Below are 23,932 nucleotides of genomic sequence, written 5' to 3'. Positions count from 1 at the left end.
CTCGAGGAGGCCTGATCGATGTCGAGCTCGCTGCTGATCATCCTGCTGGTGGTGGTCTGGCTGTTCGTCCTCGCGCCCATGCTCATCCGGTCGCGCAATCCCATCCGCCGCACTGGTGACGCACTGGCCCAGACGCGCACGCTGTACTCCGGCGGTTCCGGCCGGCTCGTGCCGAGTCGGGGGCGCGCCGCGGCCGATCCGGTGCAGGCCGAACCCGAGGAGTCGGTGTTCGGCCTGCCCTCCGGGGCGGGGGCCACGGACGCGGAGCTGCTCGACACCGAGACGTGGGAGCACCTGCTCGAGCAGACCCTGCGCCGCGAGGCCGCAGGTCGGCGCGGCGAGGCCGTGCGGCGCGCCATGGAGGAGCGGCGCGCCGCGGCCTCCCGGGGCGAGCGCGTGGCCGGTGGAGACGAGGCCTCCGAGGAGATCACCTCCGAGATCCCGGCGGTCGTCGTGGCGGATGACCGGGACGCCGCCCGCGCGGTGGCCTCGGTGTCCGAGCGCACCGCGTCGGCCGTGGCGGCCGAGGTCGGTGGCGGGCGCGGGGACTCCGATGCGCGCGTGACCGCCGCCCGCGTGGTCACCACCCGCGGGGGATCCGACGTGCGCGGGGACGACGCCGCCGCCGACGCCGGCGAGGACCCGGGGCGGCCCGTCGTGGTCGACGGCGAGCTCGTCGAACGCTCCGCGGGGGAGCGGACGGCCGGGCGCACGGATCATGCCGAGGACGCCGCGGGCATCGACGAGGAGGCCGTGCTCACCCACCGCGGACGCCGGCGGCCGGCCGAGCCCGAGGTGGAGCTCACCGATGCCGATCTGGACTTCGCCGAGCGGCGTCGCGGGCGCGGGGCCTACGACCCGATGGCGGACCGGCAGGCCGCCGAGCAGCGGGCCCACGCCCGGCAGCGCACGGCCCTCATCCTCGTGGGGCTCTCGCTCATCGCCGTGGTCCTGGCACTGCTCACCGTCCCCGCCGTGTGGTGGTTCGCCGGCGGTGCCGTGCTGCTGCTGGCCGCCTACCTCACGTACCTGCGCCGGCAGGTGAAACTGGAGGAGAGCCTGCGCCGCCGCCGCATCGAGCGCATGCGTCGCGCCCGCCTCGGCGTGGAGTCACGCGAGGACGACGAACTGTCGATCGTGCCGCCGCGACTGCGCCGGCCCGGCGCCGTGGTGCTGGAGATCGACGACGAGGACCCCGCGTTCGACGTGCTCGACACGTTCCACGAGGACCTGGACACCGACCCCGGTCGCCACGATCAGCGCCGCCATCACCGCGAGCCGCTGCGCCGGGCGGTGGGCTGATCAGACCCCCGATTTGGTCGGGTGCCCGGCCATGCTGGTAAGGTATTCCACGCTGCTCGAGAGGGCGGCACAGCCTCTCGGAAGAGGGGCATCGCGGCCCGCGAGGGCGGCGAGGGGCTATAGCGCAGTTGGTAGCGCGTCTCGTTCGCATCGAGAAGGTCAGGGGTTCGATTCCCCTTAGCTCCACCCACGATCCGCAAGGACAGAGGCCGTTTCCGCTCAGGCGGGGACGGCCTTTCCGCTATCCGGGGAGGTGCGGGGTGGCACGTCGAGAGGACGGGGCGTCCGGGCGCCCGCCCGGGGTCCGCGTGCGGTTCTCTGCGGAGCCCGCCGATGTCCTCGCCCTCACCTCCGATCCCTCCCGGTGGCGCGAATGGGCCGGTCCACTGCCGATCCGGCACGCCCACCGGCACCTCGGACGCCCCACGGTGCGAGCCCTTCCCGACGGCGGCGGAGAACTCGAGTGGAGGCTGCCGACGCGGCCCGCCGGTGCGCTGGCGGACACCGTCGCGCGGGCGGGCCTCACCCTGCTCGCCCGTCGGCTCGTCACCGAGGCGGACCGGCGGATCGCCGTCACCCGCCGGCCCAGCCTGCCGTCGCGGCTGCAGCGCGTCGGCCTCCAGCTGGTCGTCCGGCCCGCCCTGGCCGTCGCGCCGTTCGACGAGCGCGGGATCCGAGCCCTCCGGACGGTGGCGGCGGCCGCGTCCCGCGCGACCGGGGCGCGCCGGCGGACCCGGCCCGCACACGACGCCCCGGTCCCGGGGCTGTGGATCGACGGTCCGTCGGACGCACCCGGACTGCTCGTCCTCCACGGGGGCGGCTACGTCGCCGGCTCGTCGGACACACACGCCACCATGGCCAAGGCGCTGTCCCGCCTGTCCGGGACGACCGGATACGTCCCCGACTACCGCCTCGCCCCCGAGCACAGGTACCCGGCCGCCCTCGACGACGCGGAGGCCGCGTTCCGGTACCTCGCCGGACGCGTCGGCGGCCCCGGCCGGGTGGCGATCGTCGGGGACTCGGCCGGCGGGGGCCTCGCGCTGGCGCTGCTAGATCGCCTGTTCGGGCGCGGCGACCGGCCCGCCGGTCTCGCGTTGATCAGCCCGTGGGTCGATCTCGCGGCGCTCCCGCGCCGACGCCGTCGCGGCGGCACCTTCGACCCGCTCACGCCCCCGGCCGTGGCCGTCGACTGTCGCGACGCCTACGCGGGGCAGACCCCCGTGGACGACCCGGGGATATCCCCGGGCCGCCGTCCGCTCGGCGCCGATGCGCCCCCGGTGGCGATCGTCTGCGGCGGCGACGACTTCGTGGTCGACGACGTCCGCGCCTTCGTCGACGCGAGCACCGCGCGGGGAGCGACCGTCGACCTGCGCGTCTGGCCCGGGATGGTCCACTGCTTCCCCGTCGTGGCGGGGACCCCCGAGGGCGCGTCCGCGCTCGCGGTGCTGGCCGGGCATATCCAAACGGCGGTGACGGCGTCCGCGGCGGACGTCGATACAGTGGGCCCCCGTGACCCAGGGGAACAGCGCGGCCGGGAGACGACCGACCGGTAGGTGGCTGTACCTGACGGCCGCGATCGGCTGCGAGGTCGCCGGTTCCCTCGCACTCAAGGGCGCGCTCGACCGGCGCGCCCTCTACGCGGTGGTGGTGGTCGGCTACCTCGGCGCCTTCACGTTTCTCGCCCGCACGCTGAAGGCCGGCCTGCCGCTGGGCGTGGCCTACGGCATCTGGGGCGCCACCGGCGTCGCGCTCACCGCGGGCCTGTCCGCGCTGATCTTCGCCGAGCCACTGACCCCGCTGATGGGGGCCGGTATCGCGGTCATCATCGCCGGCGTCCTGTGCGTCGAACTCGGATCGGGGCGCGCTCGCGCCCGCGCGGCAGGGGCCGCGTGATGGCGTGGGGCTACCTCGTCGTCGCCATCTGTTGTGAGCTCGCGGCGACCCTTTCCCTCCGCACGGCCGTCGACGACGCGCGGTGGTACGCCGCCGTCGTGCCCGGTTATCTCGTCGCGTTCGTGTTCCTGTCCCTGACCCTGGCCGCCGGGATGCCGCTCGGCGTGGCCTACGGGATCTGGACCGCCGCCGGCGTCGCCCTGGCCGCGGTGTTCAGCCGGCTCCTGTTCCGCGAGCCGCTCACGCCGATGATGGGTGCCGGGATCGCCCTCATCGCCTGCGGGGTCCTGCTCGTCGAACTGGGTGCGGGCGTGTGACCCGGTTAGGCCACCCTATGCCCCGCAGGTAGGCGGGGTACGGGCCCGGCAGCGGCCGGAAAATCCTGCAGACGCCGTGCATAAGTGCAGGCCAAGGCAGTGACAGGCCCGCTAGAACGAGTTACAGTTCCGGCATGACTCTCGCGCCCGGAACACCCGCACCCGACGTCTTCAGCCCCGGGAAGATCGGCAACGTCACCCTGCGCAACCGCATCGTCAAGGCCGCGACCTTCGAGGGGCGCTGTCCGCACGGGCGGGTCACCGACGAGCTCATCGAGTTCCACACCGAGTACGCGCGCGGCGGGGTCGGCATGACGACCGTCGCCTACCTCGCCACCTCGCCCGAGGGGCGCACCGACAAGCACCAGTACCACTGGGGCATGGACGACGGCGGGATGCTGCGCAAGCTCACCGACTCGGTCCACGCCGAGGGGGCGGCGGTCTCCGCGCAGGTCGGTCACGCCGGCGCCGTCGCCAACGGCGCGTCCAACGGGATGACCCCGCTCGGCCCCTCACGCATCCCCGCGCCCACGGGCCTGGCCATCACCAAGGCGTGCACGATCGCCGACATCGACCGGATCGTCGAGGACCACGTGCGGGCCGCACGAGGTGCCTACGAGGCCGGGTTCGACGCCATCGAGGTCCACTTCGGCCACAACTACCTCGTCAGCGAGTTCCTCAGCCCCAAGCTCAACCGCCGCAAGGACGAGTACGGCGGGTCGCTGGAGAACCGCGCCCGCTTCGCCCGCCGCATCGGCCGCGCCATCCGCGACGCCATGGGCGACAAGATCGCCGTCACGATCAAGCTGAACATGGACGACGGCGTGCCCGGCGGATTCTGGATCGACGAGGCGCGCCAGGTCGCCAGGTGGCTCGAGGAGGACGGCTCCGCCGACGCGTTGGTCATGACCGTCGGCAGCTCCCTGCTCAACCCCATCTACCTGTTCAAGGGCGACGCGCCGCTGGAGGAGTTCGCCGCCACCCAGCCGCCCGTCATCAAGATGGGCATGAAGGTCGTCGGTCCGAGGATGTTCAAGGAGTACCCGTACACCGACGCGTACATGTTCGACGACGCCCGTCAGATCCGCGACGCCGTCGACCTGCCGATGATGCTTCTCGGCGGGATCGTCGACCGGCCCTCCATCGACAAGGCCATGGGCGCCGGATTCGAGTTCGTCGCCATGGGCCGCGCGCTGCTGCGTGAGCCCGACTTCCCCGCGAAGCTGCGCGAGGACGAGCGGCGCCGGTCGCTGTGCGTGCACTGCAACCGCTGCATGGCCACCATCTACAGCGGTAGCCGGTGTGTGCTGCGCGAGTACGTGCCGCCGATCCCGCCCCGTGGCGGCCACGACACCCTGCAGGTGACCAGCCTGACGCCGCAGGTCTGATCCTGACGCCGCAGGTCTGACGCGGCGAGATCCGGACGCGGTGAGATCCGGAGAGGGCGTGCTCCCGGCGCGGCGTCGCTCACGCGGCGGCCGAGCCGGCCGGTCGGTCCGGACCCCACCTCTCCGCGGCGTGGCGGCGGTACGAGCGCCCGAAGCCGTGGACGAGGACGAACAGGAGCGGGGCCGGCACCGCAGCGGTCGCCACGGCGTAGCTCTCGGCGTCCGTTCCTTCCAGGGCCCACAGCGCCTGCATCGCCAGGAGCGCGACCGCCCTCGGGGAAGTCGGCCTCGTCTCGAGATGCTTCAGGAAGCCGTCCCAGTCGCGCGCGGTGAGGCAGGCGGACGCGACCGGCATCGCCTCGGCCACTTCGCGGTCCAGATGGGGGAACAACACCTCCATCAACTCGTCGAGGGCGTCGATGAGCGCCGCCCGCGGGGGGGGGCGGTCGTGGTGGCCACGTACGCCCGCGCGGCCTCGGCGGCCGCCTCCGCTGCCGGGGCTATCCGAGCGTGGTCGGCCTCCATCGAGTCGAGTAGATCCGCCGCGGCAGGGTTCCGTTCCCGCATCAACGGCCAGAGGAAGGTGTCTTCCCCGCTGTGGTGCTCGTGGAGGAAGTCGAGCATCCAGAGCACGTGCTCGCCCAGTGCTCGGCGCTGCCGGCCCCGAGGCGTCGGTGAGGCCGCCAGGACGTCCCGAGCCAGGCGGAGATCGCGCTTCAGGGCGTTGTGTGCGACGCCCATGATCCGGGTGTCGGCCGGGCCGTCGAGATCTTCCATCTCGCATCTCCGGGATAGATGTCGTGGCGCCGGGTTCCTCCCCGCGAGGTCTGTCCGGGGAGACGAGGTGACGGAGAAGGGCGGAGGCACCGAGGGCGTCCGTGACGCCCGCCAGCGCTCACGAGGCGAGCGGGGCGGCCGAGGGGTCCGGGCGCCCCCATTCTCCGCCGGGGCTCAGCGGCCGCCGAAGAACCGCGCGGAAACCTCGGTGGGGCGGACTCGCCCGGTCGACACCGCCGCGTGGGCGCCCACGGGCCGCTACGGTGACAGATCAGGCGGTCCGCTGCCGACGACGCGGGCCCGGAGTGGGGGAGCAGATGGCGAGGCGACGGATCAAGGACTACCGGGGCGCGGTCTGCGTGGTGACCGGCGCCGCCAGCGGGATCGGTCGGTCGACGGCGATACGGCTGGCCCGCGAAGGGGCACGGCTCGTCCTCACCGACCGGGCCGCGGACGGATTGGCCTCGGCCGCGCAGGCCTGCCGGGACGCGGGCGCGACCGTGCTGGCGAGTGAGGCGCTCGACATCACCGATCACGACGCCGTTCTCGACTTCGGAGAGCGCGTCGTCGCCGCGCACGGGGCGCCGGACGTGATCTTCCACGTGGCCGGTAACTCGGCCTGGGGGCGGCCCGACCTCCTCGAACACCGGGTGTGGCGGTCCATGGTCGAGGTCAACCTCATGGGCACGGTCCACGTGGTGGAGGCGTTCGTCCCGGCGATGATGGCCGCCGGGAAGCCCTCGGCCCTCGCGCTGGTCTCCTCGGCTGCCGGCCTGCTCGGTCTCCCGTGGCATGCCGCCTACAGCGCGGCCAAGTTCGGCATCCGCGGGATCGCCGAGGTCCTGCGCTTCGACCTCGAGCCGTATGACATCGGGGTGCACCTCGTCTGCCCCGGAGGCGTCGACACCCCGCTGGTGGAGACGATCGAGATAGCGGGGGTCGACCGCTCACGGCCCGAGGTCGCGAGGACGGTCGATCAGTTCCGGCGCCACGCCGTGACCCCGGACGAGGCCGCCGAGAGGATGCTTACGGGGGTGCGCAAGGGACGCTACCTCGTCTACACCTCGCCCGACGTGCGCGTGGGCTTCGCGGCCCAGAGGCTCGCCCCGCCGCTGTACGCCGCGGCGATGCGCGTGCTCAACCGGCGCATCACCAAGGTCGGACAAGGCATCCTCCCGTGAGGGGGATGGAGACCCTCCGCGACGCCGCGATCCTCCTGGCCCGGGTGGGCCTCGGGGTGGTGTTCGTCGCGCACGGGTGGCAGAAGTTCTTCACCCTCGGTCTGGCCAGGGTGGGAGAGCAGTTCGCCGGCTACGGCATCCCGCAGCCGGAGGTGACCGCGGCGATCGTGGCCGGGGTCGAACTCGTCGCCGGGGCGGCCCTCATCGCCGGCCTGCTCACCCCGCTGGCCGGGATCCTTCTGGGCGTGGACATGGCCGGCGCCCTGTACTTCGTCCACGCCACCCACGGCCCGTTCGTCACGCAGAACGGGTGGGAACTGGTCGTGGCGCTCGGGGTGGGGGCGTTGCTCGTCGCCGCGGTCGGCGCCGGCCGGTTCAGCATCGACAGGGTCCTGGGCGGCTGACGCGGCCGGCCGGCCGGGCAGCAGTGCTACTCGGCCGGCCGGGCGCTCCGACCGGCCGGGACGGCGCCTCAGTCCGTGGCCATCGCGCGCATCGCGGAGACCGGCAGGCCGTCGGGGTAGGGCGCGTCGATCCCGGCCTCGTCGAAGGCGTTGCGGATCCGGCGGCGCAGCTCGCGCTCGGTGGCCCACTGCGCGTTCGCCTGCGTCACGGCGGTCATCCGCAGCGACCAGAAGTCGGCGTCGAGGGCGTTGACGCCCTGGAGTTCCGGTCCCGAGATGAGGTTCGAGGCGATCGGCTCCTCGGCGGCGGCCTGCTTGGCGGTCTCGATGGCCACCGTGCACGCCCGGTCCACGTCGGCGGTGTAGGAGACGGGGATCTCGAGGAACGCCACGCCGAAGTCCTGGCTGTAGTTGCCGACCCGGGCGATGTCGCCGTTACGGCAGTACCAGAGCGTCCCGTGCAGGTCGCGCAGCGACGTGATGCGCAGGCCGACGTGTTCGACCGTGCCCTCGGCCTCGCCGAGGTCCACCCAGTCGCCGACGCCGTACTGGTCCTCGAACAACATGAACAGCCCCGACAGGAAATCACGGACGAGGGTCTGGGCGCCGAAGCCCAGGGCGACGCCCACGATCCCGGCGGAGGCGATGAACGGGGCGACGTTGACGCCGAGGATGGCCAGCGTCTGCAGGACGACCCAGACCAGGACGACGAACGACACGGCCGACTTGAGGACCGATCCGATGGTCGCCATCCGCTGGGCCCGTCGCTGCGCGCGGCGGTGCTCGGCCCGGACGTGCTCGGCGTCGCGGCGGCTGCTCTTCTTCAGCCGCGCGGCGGTCAGGCCACCGCTCTCGTCCGCGCGGACGCCGCCCTCGCGGCCGTCGGCGTCGTGAGCGGGTTCGACCTGCTCGTCACGCCGGTCGGCCTTCTCCTGGCGGCGTCGCCGCCACGCGGAGACCGAACCGTCGGAGGAGGGAGCGGTGACCCGGTCGATGCCGCGGTGCAGCAGCCAGCGCACCACCAGGGCCAGGACGAGATAGACGGCGATCGTGACGGGCTTCTCGATCAGCCACTGCTGGGTCACATCGCTCATCGGGAGATCGGCGAAGGGAATGGGTAGCTCGTTCACTGCCGCGACGGTACTGACGGCGCGGTGGGCCCGTCACCATGAACCGAGGCCCCGGTCGCGATGCACAGCGACAGCTCAGGACGGCGGCCCGGGGCAGCTCGGGCAACTCAGCGCCAGGAGGGCAGCCAGAGCTGCAGGTTCCACTCGGTCGGGGTGATCGGCAGACCCGTGAGGATCGGCAACATATAGATGAAGTTCACGATGACCACCGCGAGGTACAGGCTGACGATCCCTCGCCCGACGATCTGCCGTCGGCGTGAATCGGTGGCTCTCCCGGCGACCTCGCCGAGCACCAGAGCGATCATCATCACGAAGAACGGCACCATGACGGCGGCGTAGAAGAAGTACATCTGCCGGTCGTGCTGGAAGAACCACGGCAGGTAGCCGGCCGCGTAGCCGACCAGGGGGAAGGCGTAGCGCCCGTCCCGGCAGATCACCGCGCGCCAGAACGCCCACGCCAGCACGGGGATCGCCAACCACCAGATGGCGGGGGTGCCGAGCAGCATGATCGCGCGGACGCACGTGGTCTCGCCGCAGCCGGTGATGCCCTCGCCCTGCTCGACGTAGTAGAGCATCGGCCGCAGGCTCATCGGCCACGTCCACGGCTTGGACTCCCAGGGGTGCCGGTTGCCGGCGGACGTGGTCAGCGACGAATGGAAGTCCAGCACCGACGACTGGTAGTACAGCCACGACTGCACGGCGTCGGGAAGCCAGGTGTCGGCGACCTTGTCGGGGACGGCGTGGCGGTACACGGAGTTCTCGTTGGCGAACCACGGGAGCCAGGTGAACAGGTGGAGGACGGCGGGCCAGATCACCAGGGTGAAGAAGGCCGGCACGGCGTCGCGGAGGAGGGCGCCGGCGAGCGGGCGGTGGATCCCGTAGCGGCTGCGCAGGGCCCAGTCCCAGGCCACGGTCAGGAGCCCGAAGAAGGCGATGAAGTACAGGCCGGACCACTTCACGCCGAGCGCCAGGCCGAGCATGACGCCGGCGGTGAAGCGCCACCAGCGGAAGCCCAGGCGTGGACCGAGCTCGGACAGGTGCAGCCTGCCCTCGAGAGCGGCGCGGTGCATGCGGGCGCGCATCTGGTCGCGGTCGACCAGCAACGCCCCGGCGGCGGCCACCACGAAGAGCACCTGATAGATGTCCAGCATCCCGATGCGGGAGGTGACGAAGGTGACCCCGTCGAGGCACAGCAGGAGCCCGGCGACGAACCCGAGCTGGGTGGAGCGGGTCAGTCGCCGGGTGATGCGCATGACCATGAGCACGACCAGCACCCCGGCGAGGGCGGCGGTGAACCGCCAGCCCATCGGGGTGTACTCGAAGAGCATCCCGCCGATCGACTGGACCTGCTTGGCGACCGGTGGGTGGACCACCAGACCGTAGGCCGGGTTCTCCTCGATGCCCAGTTGCGCGATGTTGTACGACTGCGGTGCGTAGTGCTTCTCGTCGAAGACCGGGGTGCCCTTGTCGGTGACCGAGCCCAGTCCCCAGAAGCGCGAGACGAACGCCAAGGCCAGGATCACGCCGGTGACGATCCAGTCGCGGGGTGAGTCGACCGGGCCGGTGTCGGGAGCGGGCAGCGGACGTCCGGGGGACCGCACGCCGAGGGTCGAGGTCACGAGCCGAGCATAGTGTGGCCCCCGCGCCGCCAGGGGACACGCCTCGCCCGGCCGATAGGGTGGGCGGCATGACATCCGGACGTGTCGTGTTGGCGGCCACCCCCATCGGGAACCCGGGTGACGCCTCGGGCCGCCTGCGCGACGTGCTGGCCACGGCCGACGTCGTGGCCGCGGAGGACACCCGTCGCCTGCGTTCCCTCGCCACGGCACTGGAGGTCACCATCCGGGGCCGCGTGATGAGCTTCTTCGAGCACAACGAGGCGGGCCGGGTGCCGCAGCTGATCGAGCGGGTCCGCGCGGGCGACACCGTGGCCGTGGTGACCGACGCGGGCATGCCGGCGGTGTCGGATCCCGGGTATTCGCTGGTGGTGGCGTGTATCGAGGAGGGGCTCCCGGTGACGTGCCTGCCGGGCCCGTCGGCGGTGACGACCGCGCTCGTGCTCAGCGGCCTGCCGGTCGACCGCTTCTGCTTCGACGGGTTCCCCCCGCGGCGGGCCGGGCGACGGCGGACGTGGCTGGCCCGGCTGGCCGCGGAGGAGCGCACCTGCGTGTTCTTCGAGTCACCGCACCGGGTGGCGGACACGCTCGCCGAGGCCGCGGAGGTGCTGGGCGCCGACCGGCGGGCGGCGGTGTGCCGCGAGCTGACCAAGACCTATGAGGAGGTGCTGCGCGGCACCCTCGGGGAGCTGGCGGAGCAGACGGCCTCCGGCGTACTGGGCGAGATCGTCGTGGTGGTCGCGGGAGCCGACGCGTCCGGGTCCGCCGCGACGCTCGAGGACCTCGTGGAGATCGTCGAGGAGCGGGTCGAGGCGGGGGAGCGGCTCAAGGACGCGTGCGCGGCGGTGTCCGAGGGCTCGGCGCTGACCAAGCGGGAGCTGTACCAGGCCGTGCTCGACGCGCGCGACTGACGGGCCTACACGCCCGGGCGACGCTATGTCAGACGGGCAGCGCGAGTCCGCTCGGTCGCGCTGCCTCTGCGTCCTGCGCTGGGAGACGGGACCATGTGCCCAGCGCAACCCCGCCTCACGCGTACATTCCCGCAGCGCGGGTCACTCGGCCAGCGCATCTGAGGGCGGTCGCGCTGGCGGAGTGCGCAGCCCGCGCCGCGAGGCGCGCACGACGCCCCTGCCCCTGCTCACCCGACCCAGGGCGCGGGGCCGCCGCCCCACGTGAACGCGGCCTTGTGGACGCACTCGTCCCATTCGGCGTCGGGGTCGGAATCGATCGTGATGCCGCCGCCGACCCCGAACTCGCAGCGCCCGTCGGGTCCGATCTCCAGCGTCCGGATGGCCACCGACAGATCCAGTCGGTCGCCGCAGACCAGGCCGATCGCGCCGCAGTGCAGCCCCCGCGCCCGCGGCTCCCAGCCGGAGATCAGCTCGCGCGCCCGCAGCTTCGGGGTGCCGGTGACGGAGGCCGGCGGGAACGTCGTCTCGACGAGCTCGGCGTGCGGCACGCCCGTGCGCGCGGCGACCGTCGACACCAGGTGCCACACGCCGGGGGCGGGGTGCACGGCGAGCAGTTCGGGCACGGTGACGGTGCCGAGGTCGGCGGTGCGCCCCAGGTCGTGGCGGACGAGGTCGACGATCATGATGTTCTCCGCGACGTCCTTGGTGGACGCGCGCAGGCGGGCGGGGTCGGCGTCCAGCGGCAGCGTGCCCTTGATGGGCGCGGAGCGGACGTCGCGGCCGCGGCGGGCGAGGTACGTCTCCGGCGAGAGCGACACCACGGCGCCCCACTCGCCCGCGAGGAACGCCGCGCGGCGCGCGCGGGTTCGCCGCCACAGCGCGCTGAACAGGGCGATCGGCTCGCCCCGCACGTGGCCGTCCAGTCGCGTGGACAGGCAGGCCTGGTAGATCTCGCCGGCGCGGATCGCCTCGAGGCACTCCGTGACGGCCGCGTGGTGGGCGGCGCGGTCCGGTGCGGACCAGTCGAGACGGACGTCCTCGTCGTCGTCGCCCCCGTCCTTCGGTCCCGCGGCGAGTTCGCGGGGGTCGGGGACCGTGCCCCGCGCGGTCCACCGGCCGTCGTGTCCGAGGAGGAGGACCCCGTCGGCGCGCCCGGACACGGCCTCGGGCAGGAGGCGCCGGGCGCCGGCGGGGACGTCGGGGAACGAGCGGAACCCCAGCGTGAGGCGGGGGTCGGTGCGGGGGTCGCGCGGGGCGCCCGGGTGGCCGTCGGCGGGCGTGGCGGCGCCGGGGTCGACGACGACGAGGGCATCGGTCCCGAACGCGTCGGCGGGTGCGACGGGCGCCAGGTATGCGGAGGGGACGATCACCGCGGCTGCGCCGAGCCAGTCCCCGAGGAATGCAGCCGGCGGTGCGAGGCCCTCGAGCTCGGCGCGGCGCGCGCAGGCCTGCAGGACCCTGAGCGGATCCGGCGGCATCTCGGCCCACGTGTGCACCCGTCCAACCTGGCAGATCGCCTACGGCGGGGTCCAGCCGGGGCCGGGGTGAAGCGGAGTTTAACCGCCCCCCGGGTGCGATCCGTGCTAGGCCTGTCAGGGTGACCACCAACGACGAGAAGACTCCCTCGCCCTCGCCATCCGAGCCCCCCCGTGGCCGGCGACGCGGCGTTCCCACGGGGCCTGAGCGCAGGGGTGTTCGTGCCCGCCCTCGTCCTGGTGGGCGCGGTGCTCGTCTGGGGGTTGGGGTTCACCGACTCCTTCCAGACGGCGTCCACCGCGGCGTTCGACTGGACCGCCCGCAGCGTGGACTGGTTGTTCGTGCTCGCGGCGACCGTGTTCGTCGCGTTCGTCCTGTGGCTCGCGCTGAGCAAGTACGGCAACGTACGCCTGGGTGGTGACACCGAGCGGCCGCAGTTCCGCACCAGCAGCTGGATCTCCATGATGTTCGCCGCCGGCATGGGCATCGGCCTGATGTTCTACGGCGTCTCCGAGCCGCTGAGCCACTACATCGACTCCCCGCCCGGGGCCCGCCCCGGCGTGACCACCGCCATGGCCACCACCACCTTCCACTGGACCGCCCACGCGTGGGCCGTGTACGCGGTGGTCGGGCTCGCCCTGGCGCTGACGGCGTACCGCTACGGTGGACGGCACCTCATCTCCAGTGCCTTCGTCCCGCTGATCGGCACCAGGCGCGCGCTGGGGTGGCAGGGCAAGGTCCTCGACGTCCTGGCGATCTTCGCCACGGTCTTCGGCACCGCGGCGTCGCTGGGACTGGGCGCCCTGCAGATCCGGGCGGGCCTGGCCGAGACCGGCACCGTCTCCGCCGAGAGCGCGGCCGTCGCCGTGGGCATCATCATCGTGCTGGGCCTGTGCTTCGTGGCCTCGGCCGTGTCCGGCATCGACCGCGGCATCCAGTTCCTGTCCAACGTCAACATGATCCTCGCCGTGGTGCTGGCCCTGTTCGTCCTGGTGGCCTCCGGCTCCGCGGTGTTCATGCTCGATCTCGTGCCCACCTCGCTGGGCGGGTACATCGGCACCTTCTTCGACATGGCCTCCCGGACCGGCGCGAGCGTCGACGGCACCGCCGGCGAGTGGCTGTCCGGCTGGACCGTCTTCTACTGGGCGTGGTGGATCTCGTGGTCGCCCTTCGTCGGCATGTTCCTCGCGCGCATCTCGCGCGGCCGCACGATCCGCGAGTTCGTCATCGGCGTGATGATCGTGCCCAGCGTCCTGAGCATCCTGTGGTTCTCGATCTTCGGCGGCGCGGCTCTGGACCTCGAGCTGAGCGGCCGCAGCATCTACGGGGACGGCGACTCGACCCTGCAGCTGTTCGCGCTGTTCGGCGAGCTGCCGTTCACCACCCTCCTGTCGTTCGTTGCGATCGTCCTCATCGGCATCTTCTTCATCACCGGCGCCGACTCGGCCTCGATCGTCATGGCCGGCATGTCCGAGAACGGGGCGGAGGAGCCCAAGCGGTGGCTCGTCGTGCTGTGGGGCGGCCTTACCGCGGCGGTCGCGATCCTCATGCTGCTGCCCGGCCTGCGGGTGGGCGAGCCGGAGACCGCGCTCAACAGTCTGCAGAACCTCACGATCATCGCGGCGTCGCCGTTCGTCCTGGTCCTGGGTGCGCTGTGCGCCGCGATCATCAAGGCGCTGTCGCGCGACCAGTTCATCACCGAGAAGGTCTATCTGCTGCCCAGGTCCGAACGTCGACGGCGGTACAGGCTGGCGTCGCGCGGGGCCGCGGGCGCGGCGGCCCCCGCCGATGCGGCGACCGCCACGGACGAGCCGGCCGGCGCCACGGGTGACGCCGCTCCCGCGGCCGGGGGGACCTCCACCTCCGGTCACGGGTCCACGACCACCTAGTCTGTAGGCATGGCGAAGACAGTCCTCACCGCGGTCGCATGGCCGTACGCGAACGGCCCCCGGCACATCGGACACGTCTCGGGGTTCGGGGTGCCGTCGGACGTCTTCTCGCGCTACCAGCGCATGGCCGGCAACGACGTCCTCATGGTCTCGGGCACGGACGAGCACGGCACCCCGCTGCTCGTGCAGGCCGAGAAGGAGGGCGTGCCCGTCCAGGAGCTCGCCGACCGCTACAACCGGGTGATCGTCGACGACCTCGCCGGGCTGGGGCTGAGCTACGACCTGTTCACCCGCACGACCACGCGCAACCACTACGCGGTCGTGCAGGAGCTGTTCCGGGGGCTGCACCGCAACGGCTACATGGTCGCCAAGACCACCACCGGCGCGGTGAGCCCGTCGACGGGGCGCACCCTGCCGGACCGCTACATCGAGGGCAGCTGCCCGATCTGCGGCGACGACGGCGCGCGCGGCGACCAGTGCGACAACTGCGGTAACCAGCTCGATCCGGCGGACCTGAAGAACCCGCGTTCGCGGATCAACGGCGAGACGCCGAAGTTCATCGAGACCGAGCACTGGTTCCTCGACCTGCCGGCGCTGGCCGACTCGCTGGGGGACTGGCTCAAGGGGCGTAAGGATTGGCGGCCCAACGTCCTGAAGTTCTCGCTCAACCTGCTCGAGGACCTGCGTCCGCGCGCGATGAGCCGCGACATCGACTGGGGTATCCCCATCCCCGTCGAGGGCTGGGCGGACCGCGGCGACAAGAAGCTCTACGTGTGGTTCGACGCCGTGGTGGGGTACCTGTCCGCGTCCATCGAGTGGGCGTGGCGCACCGGCGAGCCCGAGGCGTGGCGCAGGTGGTGGACCGACCCCGAGGCCGTGTCCCACTACTTCATGGGCAAGGACAACATCACCTTCCACTCCCAGATCTGGCCGGCCGAACTCATCGGCTACGACGGTCGGGGCGCCCGCGGCGGCGAGCCCGGCGCCCTGGGTGCGCTGAACCTGCCCACCGAGGTGGTCTCGAGCGAGTTCCTCACCATGTCCGGGTCCAAGTTCTCGTCCTCCCGCGGTGTCGTGATCTACGTGCGCGACTTCCTGGCCGAGTTCGGCCCCGACGCGCTGCGGTACTTCATCGCCGTGGCCGGGCCGGAGAACCAGGACACCGACTTCACGTGGGACGAGTACGTGCGCCGCACCAACGCGGAGCTCGTGGGCGGCTGGGGCAACCTCGTCAACCGCACCGTGTCCATGGCGCACAAGAACTTCGGTGAGATCCCGCGCCCCGGCACCCTCACCGACGTCGACGCCGACCTGCTGCGCGATGCCGAGTCCGCGTTCGCCACCGTCGGCGCGCACCTCGAGCGCTCGCGGTTCAAGGCCGGCGTCACCGAGGCCATGCGCATCGTGGGCGCCGCCAACCGCTACATCGCCGCCACCGAACCGTGGAAGCTGGCCAAGGAGCCCGAGCAGCGCGAACGCCTCGGCACCGTCCTGCACACCGCCCTGCAGGTGGTCTCCGACGCCAACACCCTGCTCACCCCGTACCTGCCGTCGGCCGCGCAGCAGATCCACGGCGCGATCGGCGGGCAGGGCGTGTGGGCCGCCGCCCCGCAGGTCCACGAGGTCACCGACGACATGCCGGTGGAGCTCGTCGGCGAGGGCCTGCCGGCCGCCGGCCGTACCTACCCGGTGATCATGGGCGACTACGCCGCCGAGCAGGCGCGCTGGGGACGCACCGAGATCACCCCGGGGACGCCGCTGGCCAAGCCCAGCCCGCTGTTCGCCAAGGTGGACCCGGAGCTGGCCGAGACCGGGCCCGAGTGGGCGCCCATCCAGCTCCCGACCGCCGGCGGGGAGGCCTGACGCTCCCCATGGGCAAGCGCAAGTCCCGTCCCACCCCGGTCCTGCCCGAGCCGCTGCCCGGGCTCGTCGACGCCCACACGCACCTGTACTCCTGCGGGCACCGCACCGCCGACGAGGTGCGCGCGGCCGCCGACCGGGCGGCGCTCGCCGGCGTGGCCGCCATCGTGACGGTGGGCGACGACCTCGCCGAATCCGAGGCCGTGGTCGCTGCCGCCGAGGCCGACGAGCGCGTCTACGCCGCGGTCGCCGTGCACCCCACCCGCGCCCGTGAGGTCACCGACCCCGAGCGCGGTGAGCAGGTGCGCGCGCGACTGCGCGAGCTCGCCGCCCACCCCCGCGTCGTCGCGGTGGGGGAGACCGGCCTCGACCACTACTGGGTCGGGAAGATGGACGGGTGTGCCGACCCGGCGGAGCAGGAGGAGTCCCTGCGCTGGCACGCCGGGCTCGCCGCCGAGCTCGGCAAGTGCCTGATGATCCACAATCGTGAGGCCGACGCCGACCTCCTGCGTGTCCTCGGCGAGGTCGCCGGGCCCGACTCGGGGATCCCGCACGTCATGCTGCACTGCTTCTCCTCTCCGCTGGACGTCGCGGAGGAGGCGCTGGCGCGCGGCTACGTGCTCTCGTTCACCGGCAACGTGACGTTCAAGGCCAACGAGCACCTCCGCGAGGCCGCCCGCCTCGCCCCCGCCGGCCAGCTGCTGGTGGAGACCGACGCGCCCTACATGGCGCCCGAGCCGTTCCGCGGGGCCCGCAACGAACCCGGGCTCGTGGGGTACACGGCCCGGGCGATCGCCGAGGTGCGCGGGCAGTCGCCGGAGGAGTTCGTCGCCGAGGTGGCCGACACCGCCGGCGCCGTGTTCGGCCTCACCGTCTGATCCCCGACGCCGCACCCGCCCCCGAATCCGCTACCCTGCGCCGGGATCCGCTAGTCCGACAGGGGTAGCGGATGTGGATTCCGGGTAGCGGATCCCGGAGGGGGCTGGCCGGATGCCGGTGGGGCTGTTCGGCGGGGCCCGTGTGACTCGAGGTACGAACGGGGCTCGCGGGGATTGTGTAACGAAACGTGACCTGAACACCTCGTCGTCGTCGTCACATCAGTGCATGTCAGGGGTGGCGCGTTGCCCCCGCTCCATCGCCTCGTTACGCTACCGTGATGAAACGCGGACGGCCGTACGGGCGTTCACGCGCGATGCGAGGAGAGATCTGACCAGTGGTTGACGACGCACGGACCGACACCCCCACAGGAGACCGGCCCACCGCGACCCGGGGCCTGCTCGAGCCCATCCACCGCCTCCACGGCTCCCGCTCCACCATGCTGCGGCTGTCCGTGGCCGGGATGCTCGGCACCCTCGTCGTGGGCGGCGTCGCCGCGCTCGACCAGCGCACCACCTACACCCTCGAGGTCGACGGCGCGCCCGTCGAGCTCGTCACCTTCAGCTCCGACGTCCACGCCGCCCTCGAGGAGGCCGGCTACAGCGTCGACGAGCGTGACGTCGTGATCGCCCCCGACGACCGCCTCGGCGACGGCGACACCGTCACGCTCCTGCGCGCCCGCCCCGTCACCCTCGAGGTCGACGGCCGCAGCGAACAGGTGTGGACCACCGCCACCACCGTCGCCGACCTCGTCGCCGAGCGCGGCGACATCCCGCCCCGCAGCTACGTCAGCCCCCGCATCGACACGGACGTCCCGCTGGACGGCGCCACCGTCTCCGTCGTCACCCCGCGCGAGCTGCTGCTGTCCGACCACGGCGGCCCCGCCACCCCGTTCGCCTCGCCCGGCGACACCGTCGGCGAGTTCCTCTCCCGCGCCGGCATCACCCTCGGGCCGCAGGACACCGTCACCCCGCCCGTCGACGCCCCCGCCGACCCCGGCGCCACCGTCACCATCACGCGCGTGGCCGTGGCCACCGAGACGGCCGTCGAGCCGTACGACGCCCCCGAGGAGACCGTCGACGACCCCGAGGCCTACGAGGGCGAGCGCACCGTCACCGAGCCCGGCACGCCCGGCGAGCGCGAGGTCCACTACACCGTCACCCGCGTCAACGGCGTCGAGACCCAGCGCGAGCGCAGCGCGGAGACCGTCCTCACCGAGGCCCGCCCCGCCGTCGTCCGCGTCGGCACCAAGCCGCGACCGGCCGTGCCCGAGTCCTCCCGCGGCGGCGTCTGGGACTCCATCGCCGCGTGCGAGTCCGGCGGCAACTGGGCGATCAACACCGGCAACGGCTTCTCCGGCGGCCTGCAGTTCCACCCGCAGACGTGGATCGGCCACGGCGGCGGCCAGTACGCGCCGAGCGCCCACCTCGCCACCCGCGAGCAGCAGATCGCGATCGCCGAGAAGGTCCAGGCCTCGCAGGGCTGGGGCGCCTGGCCCGCCTGCACCGCGAAGCTGGGACTGCGCTGACCGGCCCGGACGCGACCTTCCGCGGGCAGGCCGAGCCACTCGGCCCGCAGGAGGTGCGCGCACTCGCCGCCGAACTGGACGTCACGCCCACCAAGACCCTCGGGCAGAACTTCGTCCACGACGCCAACACGGTCCGCAAGATCGTCACCGCCTCCGGCGTCGGCCGCGACGACACCGTCATCGAGGTGGGCCCCGGGCTCGGGTCGCTGACCCTGCCGCTGCTCGACGCCGCCGGGCGCGTGGTGGCGGTGGAGATCGACCCCGTCCTGGCCGCGCGGCTGCCACGCACCGTGGCCGAGCGCGCGCCGTCTCTGGCCGGCAACCTCGCCGTGGTGGGCGCCGACGCCCTCGCGGTGCGCTCCGCCGAGCTGGGCGACCCACCGCCGACCGCGCTGGTGGCCAACCTGCCGTACAACGTGTCGGTGCCGGTGCTGCTGCACATGCTCGCCGAGGTGCCCACCCTGCGCACCGCCCTGGTGATGGTGCAGCTCGAGGTGGCCGACCGGCTGGCCGCCGCGCCCGGCTCCCGCGTCTACGGCGTGCCGAGCGTCAAGGCCGGGTTCTTCGGCACCGTCCGCCGCACCGGAGTCGTGGGCCGCAACGTCTTCTGGCCCGTGCCCAACGTCGAGTCCGGGCTCGTCCGCATCGACGCGTACCCCGAGGCGCCGTGGGACCTGGGCGCCGATCACCGCCGGCGGGTGTTCGCCGTGGTCGACGCCGCGTTCGCGCAGCGCCGCAAGACCCTGCGCGCCGCCCTGTCCGGGTGGGCCGGGTCCGGCGCGCGGGCGGAGGAGGCGCTCGTCGCCGCCGACGTCGACCCTCGCGCCCGCGGCGAGCAGCTCACCACCGCCGACTTCGTGCGCGTCGCCGGCGCGGCGGAGCGGCTGGGGATCGGGCCGGGACACCGCGAGCCGTAGGCTGGGGGTCATGCCCCGCGACGTGTTCACCCCCGACGGCCCGCGCGCCGTGACCGCCGTCGCCCCCGCCAAGATCAACCTGCACCTGGGCGTCGGTGACGCCCGCGCGGACGGCTACCACGACCTGCTCACCGTTTACCGCGCCGTGGACATGTGGGAGCGGGTCACCGTGGCGTTCGTCGACGGCGGTGACGCGCGCGGCGGCGCGGGGTCCGGCGTGCGCGGCGGCGTGGGGTCCGGCGTGCGCGGTGGCGCGGGGTCCGGCGTGCTCGGCGGCGTGGGGTCCGGGGGCGACGACGACATCATCGTCACCGGGCCGGGGGCCCCGCAGGTGCCGACGGACCGGACCAATCTCGCCGCCCGGGCGGTCGACCTGCTCCGCGAGGAGGCCGGGTCGGACGCCCGGATCGCGATACGGATCCACAAGGGCGTGCCCGTGGCCGGCGGGATGGCCGGCGGCAGCGCGGACGCGGCGGCCGCACTCGTGGCCACGGACCGGTTGCTCGGTCTGGGACTCGGCCGCGCGGCGCTGGAGGAGCGGGCCGCCCGACTGGGCAGCGACGTCCCGTTCTGTGTGCGCGGCGGCACGGCGATGGGCACCGGACGCGGCGAGACACTCGCGACGCTGCTGCACGCCCGCACCGAGCAGCACGTGGTGGTGGCCGTGGCCGACGGCGGGCTGTCGACCCCGACGGTGTTCGCCGAGCTGGACCGTCTGCGCGCGGAGCGGTCGCCGGCGGGCGCGGGCGGTGGCTCCGGCGAGCTCCCGCACGCGGGCGGCGGTTCGCGCGAGCTTCCCCGCGCGGGCGGCGTCGAGCCGCTCGTCGAGGCCCTCGCGGGTTCCGACCCCGCGGCTGTCGCGGACCTGTTGGTCAACGACCTGGAACCCGCCGCCCTGTCGTTGCGCCCGGCCCTGCGCAAGACCCTGCGGGCCGGTCAGGAGGCCGGCGCCCTACACGGCATGGTCTCCGGCTCCGGACCCACCTGCCTGTTCTTCTGCTCCGACCGCGACCACGCGATCGCCGTGGCCGCGGAGATCAGCGAGTCCGGCGTCGCCCGCGAGGTGCTCGCGACCCGCGGCCCGGTCGGCGGAGCCCACATCATCAGCGACACCCGAGCCGGCGACCCCGGCACCGGCGTCGACCTCACAGGAAAGTAGAGATGGCCCCCACCAACCTCATCAACCTCGAACAGGGATCGATCTCCTTCGGCGTCCGCCAGGTCCTCGACAACGTCTCCCTGGGCGTCAACGCCGGCGACCGCATCGGCGTCGTCGGCCTCAACGGCGGCGGCAAGACCACCCTGCTGGAGATCCTCACCGGCGTCGCAGAACCCGACTCCGGCCGGGTCTCGCGGGTGTCCGACCTGCGGATGGCCGTGGTCACCCAGCGCACCGAACTCGCCGCCGACACCGTGGGGGAGGCCGTCGTCGGCGGGCTCGGACTGGCCGTCCACGAGTGGGCCGGGGACGCCCGCGTCCGCGCGGTGCTCGACGGGATCGGCATCCACGACCTCGGCCTCGACACTCCCGTCGCGGACCTCTCCGGCGGTGAACGGCGTCGGGTGTCGCTCGCCGCGGCCCTCGTGCAGGACCTGGACCTGCTGGTCCTCGACGAGCCCACCAACCATCTGGACGTGGAGGGGGTCCAGTGGTTGGCCGATCACCTCGTGCGCAGGTCCAGTGCGCTCGTCGTCGTCACACACGACCGGTGGTTCCTCGACACCGTCGCCACCCGGACCTGGGAGGTCGTCGACGGCCGCGTCGAACAGTACGAGGGCGGGTACAACGACTGGGTCTTCGCGCGCGCCGAACGCGACCGGCAGGCCTCCGCCACCGAGTCACGGCGGCAGAACCTCATGCGCAAGGAGCTCGCCTGGCTCCGTCGGGGCGCGCCCGCCCGCACCTCCAAGCCGCGCTACCGCATCGAGGCCGCCGAGGCCCTCATCAAGGACGTCCCCCCGCCCCGCGACTCGCTACAGCTGTCGAGCTTCGCGGCGCGGCGGCTCGGCAAGGTCGTGGTGGAGCTCGAGGACGCCCGCCTCGACGCGCCCGACGGCCGCACTCTCGTCGACGACCTCACGTGGCGGCTCGCGCCCGGGGAGCGGGTCGGCCTCGTCGGGGTCAACGGCTCCGGTAAGACCACCCTGCTGCGCGCGCTGGCAGGGGAGGCCCCGCTCGCGTCCGGCCGGCGCAAGGAGGGCAAGACCGTCCGCATCGGGTGGCTGAAGCAGGAGCTCGACGACCTGCCGCTCGACCAGCGCGTCCTCGCGGCGATCGAGGACGTCGCCACTCGCGTGGCGTTCGGAAAGGACGAGCTCACCGCGTCCCAGCTCGCCGAGCGGCTCGGCTTCTCGCCCGCCCGCCAGCGCACCCCCGTCGGCGACCTGTCCGGCGGCGAGCGGCGGCGTCTGCAGCTCACGCGCGTGCTCATGGCCGAGCCCAACGTACTGCTGCTCGACGAGCCCACCAACGACCTCGACATCGACACCCTCCGCCAGCTCGAGGACCTGCTCGACGGCTGGCCGGGCACGATGGTCGTCATCTCCCACGACCGCTACCTCGTCGAACGCATCTGTGACTCCGTGTGGGCACTGTTCGGCGACGGCCGGCTCACCAATCTGCCGCGCGGGATCGACGAGTACCTCGAGCGCCGCCGAGCTGCGGGGGCGGCGGGGGACTCGGGCAAGGTCTCGCGCGTCCAGGCGGCGGGCGGCGAGGGCTCGGCCGGCGCTGCGGGCAGCGGCGCCGCCGGTGCCGCGGGTGGCGCGGGCTCGGTCGGCGCTGCGGGCAGCGGCGCCGCGGGTGGCGCGGGTTCGGCCGGCGGCGCGGGTGGCGGCGCAGGCGCCGGTGCCGGGAGCGGCGGCGCAGGCGCCGGCGTGACCTCGGGCGGCGCGGCGGGCTCGGGCCTGAGCTCCGCCGAGGAGCGCGCGCTGACCAAGGAGATGTCCAAGATCGAACGCCAGATGGCCAAGCTCGACTCCCGCGAGGCCGAGCTGCACCGCGAGATGGCGGCGGTGTCCGAGGGCGCGATGGACACCGAGAAGCTGGCCGCGCTCGACCGGGAGCTCAAGAGCGTCTCTGCCGAGAAGGACGCTCTCGAGGAGCGGTGGATGGAGCTGGGCGAGCAGCTCGAGGGCTGAACCCCGGGCCAGCCGGTTTGGCAGCAACTGCGCACGTCTTGGCAGCACTGAGGTAGCGATTTCCGCCGCGGCACCGCCCTCAGTGCTTCCAAAATCGTTGCCCGACGCGTTGGGCGATGCCCGGCGGCCCGTGCTGTGGATACTCGTCCACTTCTTCCCCAGGGACCCCGTCTCCAGCCGGCCGCGGCGGGGCCGGAACCGATGATCGTTCTCGTGGACAAGAAAATCGCAGGCGGGCCGTTCCTCGGCAGCGAAGCTCTCGCCGCGGGCCGGGTGTCACGCCACGACCTGCGTGCCTCCCACCGACGCGTCTTCCCGGACGTTTACGTCAACGCGGCAGCGGCCCCTGACCCTGACGCCCTCGTCGTGGCGGCGGCGTTGTGGGCGCCCTCGGGGGCGTTGGTCTGCGGGTTGGCCGCGGCGCGGCTTCACGGTGAGCGGTGGTTCTCGCCCCGCTCGCTGTTGCGGGAGGTGGAGCTCTACACCCGCTCGCCCACGCACGACCCGCCGGGCATTCGCAGCCGAAGGGTGCGCGCACCGTTACCGCCTGAGCAGGTGGTCGTTCGCTCGGGTATCTCTGTGACCAGCGTTGTACGCACGGCGGTCGACCTGGCGAGATGGGAAGACGACGACGACACGGCGATCGCGAAGATCGATGCCGTCTGCAATCGATCGCGCACCGAGGTGGACGAGGTCCGTGCATTCGCGGCGGGGCTGAGCGGCCTGCACGGGCTCCGGCGCGTCCGTGCTCTGCTCCGCTCGTGCGACCACTTGGCGGATTCACCGCAGGAGACCAGGCTCCGGCTGATCATCGAGAGGTCGCACCTGCCCGCACCCGTATCCCAACTCCCGATCTCGAACGAGTACGGGGCGCACCTGACGATCGCGGACTTCGCGTACCCGGAGGAGCGGGTGGCCATCTTCTACGACGGGCAGCTTCACCGCCGCGGGCCCACCTGGGAGTACGACGCCCGCGTGAACGCCGAGCTGGCGGAACTCGGATGGCAGGTCATTCGTGTGACGGCGCAGATGCTCAAGACCCCCGCAACGGTGCTCCGCCAGATCGGAAGCGCTCTCGCACGGGGTCGATCCGTGGGCTGAGTATGAAGAGGTCCGTATGGGCTGCGGCTCGGATTGGCAGCAGTCAGGGCGGGGATCGGGCCGATCCTCCTGCGTGGCTGCTGCCAAAACCGCCGTGAGTGCTGCCAGATCACTGGCCGCTGGCGGCAGCTCGGAGGCGCGCGGTGCATCGCCCGACGACTGCGCGGACCGGCGCGCGGTGGGTGGGGGAGCGACGGGTTGTCCGGGCGGTTCGGCGCGGGCGGC

The 23,932-nt window shown here is 72.9% G+C and carries 21 protein-coding genes and 1 tRNA gene; 17 read left to right on the top strand and 5 right to left on the bottom strand.

What is annotated here, in order from left to right:
* Positions 1 to 18 precede the first annotated feature (18 nt).
* The 6 genes from glpR (at position 19) to RWK90_RS03885 (ending at position 4,900) form a co-directional block, all read left to right on the top strand.
* Positions 19 to 1,302 carry a gephyrin-like molybdotransferase receptor GlpR gene (glpR, locus tag RWK90_RS03910; protein WP_314034952.1) on the top strand — a complete coding sequence of 428 codons (1,284 nt, stop codon included), beginning with the start codon at positions 19 to 21 and terminating at the stop codon, positions 1,300 to 1,302.
* Positions 1,303 to 1,415: 113 nt separating this feature from the next.
* Positions 1,416 to 1,488: transfer RNA gene (locus tag RWK90_RS03905), tRNA-Ala, on the top strand.
* Between the two features lie 74 nt (positions 1,489 to 1,562).
* Positions 1,563 to 2,855, top strand: a complete 1,293-nt coding sequence (locus tag RWK90_RS03900; RefSeq protein ID WP_314034950.1) for an alpha/beta hydrolase fold domain-containing protein — start codon at positions 1,563 to 1,565, stop codon at positions 2,853 to 2,855.
* A complete protein-coding gene (locus tag RWK90_RS03895; protein WP_314034948.1) occupies positions 2,812 to 3,195 on the top strand; it encodes an SMR family transporter in 384 nt (127 codons plus the stop codon). The genes RWK90_RS03900 and RWK90_RS03895 overlap by 44 nt, the downstream gene beginning before the upstream one ends.
* The gene (locus RWK90_RS03890) at positions 3,195 to 3,512 is read left to right on the top strand and encodes an SMR family transporter (RefSeq protein ID WP_314034946.1); all 318 of its coding nucleotides are present in this window, start codon (positions 3,195 to 3,197) and stop codon (positions 3,510 to 3,512) included. Before RWK90_RS03895 ends, RWK90_RS03890 begins: the two co-directional genes overlap by 1 nt.
* 134 nt (positions 3,513 to 3,646) lie before the next feature.
* Positions 3,647 to 4,900, top strand: coding sequence for an NADH:flavin oxidoreductase (locus tag RWK90_RS03885; protein ID WP_314034944.1), 1,254 nt, complete (start codon positions 3,647 to 3,649; stop codon positions 4,898 to 4,900).
* A gap of 79 nt (positions 4,901 to 4,979) precedes the next feature.
* On the opposite strand, the gene RWK90_RS03880 is transcribed toward RWK90_RS03885, so the two are convergent.
* Positions 4,980 to 5,300, bottom strand: coding sequence for a hypothetical protein (locus tag RWK90_RS03880; protein WP_314034942.1), 321 nt, complete (start codon positions 5,298 to 5,300; stop codon positions 4,980 to 4,982).
* Positions 5,300 to 5,677, bottom strand: a complete 378-nt coding sequence (locus RWK90_RS03875) for a hemerythrin domain-containing protein (protein WP_314034940.1) — start codon at positions 5,675 to 5,677, stop codon at positions 5,300 to 5,302. The genes RWK90_RS03880 and RWK90_RS03875 overlap by 1 nt, the downstream gene beginning before the upstream one ends.
* A gap of 317 nt (positions 5,678 to 5,994) precedes the next feature.
* Between RWK90_RS03875 and RWK90_RS03870 the strand changes: the two genes are divergently transcribed.
* Positions 5,995 to 6,858: an SDR family oxidoreductase gene (locus tag RWK90_RS03870; protein ID WP_314034938.1), complete on the top strand. Its 864-nt coding sequence runs from the start codon at positions 5,995 to 5,997 to the stop codon at positions 6,856 to 6,858.
* A 5-nt stretch (positions 6,859 to 6,863) separates the two neighbouring features.
* Positions 6,864 to 7,262 (top strand): DoxX family protein, encoded by a 399-nt coding sequence (locus RWK90_RS03865; RefSeq protein ID WP_314034936.1) that lies wholly within the window; start codon positions 6,864 to 6,866, stop codon positions 7,260 to 7,262.
* A 68-nt stretch (positions 7,263 to 7,330) separates the two neighbouring features.
* On the opposite strand, the gene RWK90_RS03860 is transcribed toward RWK90_RS03865, so the two are convergent.
* Positions 7,331 to 8,356, bottom strand: a complete 1,026-nt coding sequence (locus RWK90_RS03860) for a mechanosensitive ion channel family protein (RefSeq protein ID WP_314035912.1) — start codon at positions 8,354 to 8,356, stop codon at positions 7,331 to 7,333.
* Positions 8,357 to 8,499: 143 nt separating this feature from the next.
* Entirely contained in the window at positions 8,500 to 10,086 is a 1,587-nt protein-coding gene (locus RWK90_RS03855) for a dolichyl-phosphate-mannose--protein mannosyltransferase (protein WP_396230264.1), read from the bottom strand.
* Between RWK90_RS03855 and rsmI the strand changes: the two genes are divergently transcribed.
* Positions 10,080 to 10,919, top strand: a complete 840-nt coding sequence (gene rsmI, locus RWK90_RS03850; RefSeq protein ID WP_314034932.1) for a 16S rRNA (cytidine(1402)-2'-O)-methyltransferase — start codon at positions 10,080 to 10,082, stop codon at positions 10,917 to 10,919. The two genes, RWK90_RS03855 and rsmI, sit on opposite strands and share 7 nt — an antisense overlap.
* Positions 10,920 to 11,146: 227 nt before the next feature.
* On the opposite strand, the gene RWK90_RS03845 is transcribed toward rsmI, so the two are convergent.
* Positions 11,147 to 12,415, bottom strand: coding sequence for an aminodeoxychorismate synthase component I (locus RWK90_RS03845; protein WP_314034930.1), 1,269 nt, complete (start codon positions 12,413 to 12,415; stop codon positions 11,147 to 11,149).
* Positions 12,416 to 12,616: 201 nt separating this feature from the next.
* Between RWK90_RS03845 and RWK90_RS03840 the strand changes: the two genes are divergently transcribed.
* From RWK90_RS03840 to RWK90_RS03805, 8 genes are all read left to right on the top strand, one after another.
* A complete protein-coding gene (locus RWK90_RS03840; RefSeq protein ID WP_314034928.1) occupies positions 12,617 to 14,284 on the top strand; it encodes a BCCT family transporter in 1,668 nt (555 codons plus the stop codon).
* Between the two features lie 9 nt (positions 14,285 to 14,293).
* Entirely contained in the window at positions 14,294 to 16,147 is a 1,854-nt protein-coding gene (metG, locus tag RWK90_RS03835) for a methionine--tRNA ligase (protein WP_314034926.1), read from the top strand.
* An 8-nt stretch (positions 16,148 to 16,155) separates the two neighbouring features.
* Entirely contained in the window at positions 16,156 to 17,022 is an 867-nt protein-coding gene (locus tag RWK90_RS03830; RefSeq protein WP_314034924.1) for a TatD family hydrolase, read from the top strand.
* A gap of 335 nt (positions 17,023 to 17,357) precedes the next feature.
* Complete coding sequence (locus RWK90_RS03825; RefSeq protein WP_314034922.1) at positions 17,358 to 18,548, top strand: transglycosylase family protein; 1,191 nt, start codon at positions 17,358 to 17,360, stop codon at positions 18,546 to 18,548.
* Positions 18,545 to 19,465, top strand: coding sequence for a 16S rRNA (adenine(1518)-N(6)/adenine(1519)-N(6))-dimethyltransferase RsmA (rsmA, locus tag RWK90_RS03820; RefSeq protein ID WP_314035910.1), 921 nt, complete (start codon positions 18,545 to 18,547; stop codon positions 19,463 to 19,465). The genes RWK90_RS03825 and rsmA overlap by 4 nt, the downstream gene beginning before the upstream one ends.
* A gap of 10 nt (positions 19,466 to 19,475) precedes the next feature.
* Positions 19,476 to 20,624 (top strand): 4-(cytidine 5'-diphospho)-2-C-methyl-D-erythritol kinase, encoded by a 1,149-nt coding sequence (locus tag RWK90_RS03815; protein ID WP_314034920.1) that lies wholly within the window; start codon positions 19,476 to 19,478, stop codon positions 20,622 to 20,624.
* A gap of 2 nt (positions 20,625 to 20,626) precedes the next feature.
* Positions 20,627 to 22,606: an ABC-F family ATP-binding cassette domain-containing protein gene (locus RWK90_RS03810; protein ID WP_314034918.1), complete on the top strand. Its 1,980-nt coding sequence runs from the start codon at positions 20,627 to 20,629 to the stop codon at positions 22,604 to 22,606.
* A 201-nt stretch (positions 22,607 to 22,807) separates the two neighbouring features.
* A complete protein-coding gene (locus tag RWK90_RS03805; RefSeq protein WP_314034916.1) occupies positions 22,808 to 23,707 on the top strand; it encodes a DUF559 domain-containing protein in 900 nt (299 codons plus the stop codon).
* Positions 23,708 to 23,932 lie beyond the last annotated feature (225 nt).

This window comes from Dietzia sp. CH92, from assembly GCF_032248695.1.
In the GTDB taxonomy this organism is placed as follows: domain Bacteria; phylum Actinomycetota; class Actinomycetes; order Mycobacteriales; family Mycobacteriaceae; genus Dietzia.
This window is presented reverse-complemented; position numbering and strand designations above follow the sequence as displayed.

What these genes read in the sequence shown, in the direction of transcription:
- RWK90_RS03885 (WP_314034944.1), top strand. Translation starts at nt 3,647, where the DNA reads ATGACTCTCGCGCCCGGAACACCCGCACCCGACGTCTTCAGCCCCGGG.
- RWK90_RS03875 (WP_314034940.1), bottom strand. Translation starts at nt 5,677, where the DNA reads ATGGAAGATCTCGACGGCCCGGCCGACACCCGGATCATGGGCGTCGCA.
- RWK90_RS03865 (WP_314034936.1), top strand. Translation starts at nt 6,864, where the DNA reads ATGGAGACCCTCCGCGACGCCGCGATCCTCCTGGCCCGGGTGGGCCTC.
- rsmI (WP_314034932.1), top strand. Translation starts at nt 10,080, where the DNA reads ATGACATCCGGACGTGTCGTGTTGGCGGCCACCCCCATCGGGAACCCG.
- RWK90_RS03815 (WP_314034920.1), top strand. Translation starts at nt 19,476, where the DNA reads ATGCCCCGCGACGTGTTCACCCCCGACGGCCCGCGCGCCGTGACCGCC.
- RWK90_RS03870 (WP_314034938.1), top strand. Translation starts at nt 5,995, where the DNA reads ATGGCGAGGCGACGGATCAAGGACTACCGGGGCGCGGTCTGCGTGGTG.
- glpR (WP_314034952.1), top strand. Translation starts at nt 19, where the DNA reads ATGTCGAGCTCGCTGCTGATCATCCTGCTGGTGGTGGTCTGGCTGTTC.
- RWK90_RS03830 (WP_314034924.1), top strand. Translation starts at nt 16,156, where the DNA reads ATGGGCAAGCGCAAGTCCCGTCCCACCCCGGTCCTGCCCGAGCCGCTG.
- RWK90_RS03855 (WP_396230264.1), bottom strand. Translation starts at nt 10,086, where the DNA reads ATGTCATGCCGCCCACCCTATCGGCCGGGCGAGGCGTGTCCCCTGGCG.
- metG (WP_314034926.1), top strand. Translation starts at nt 14,294, where the DNA reads ATGGCGAAGACAGTCCTCACCGCGGTCGCATGGCCGTACGCGAACGGC.
- RWK90_RS03890 (WP_314034946.1), top strand. Translation starts at nt 3,195, where the DNA reads ATGGCGTGGGGCTACCTCGTCGTCGCCATCTGTTGTGAGCTCGCGGCG.
- RWK90_RS03860 (WP_314035912.1), bottom strand. Translation starts at nt 8,356, where the DNA reads ATGAGCGATGTGACCCAGCAGTGGCTGATCGAGAAGCCCGTCACGATC.
- RWK90_RS03810 (WP_314034918.1), top strand. Translation starts at nt 20,627, where the DNA reads ATGGCCCCCACCAACCTCATCAACCTCGAACAGGGATCGATCTCCTTC.
- RWK90_RS03805 (WP_314034916.1), top strand. Translation starts at nt 22,808, where the DNA reads ATGATCGTTCTCGTGGACAAGAAAATCGCAGGCGGGCCGTTCCTCGGC.
- RWK90_RS03880 (WP_314034942.1), bottom strand. Translation starts at nt 5,300, where the DNA reads ATGGAGGTGTTGTTCCCCCATCTGGACCGCGAAGTGGCCGAGGCGATG.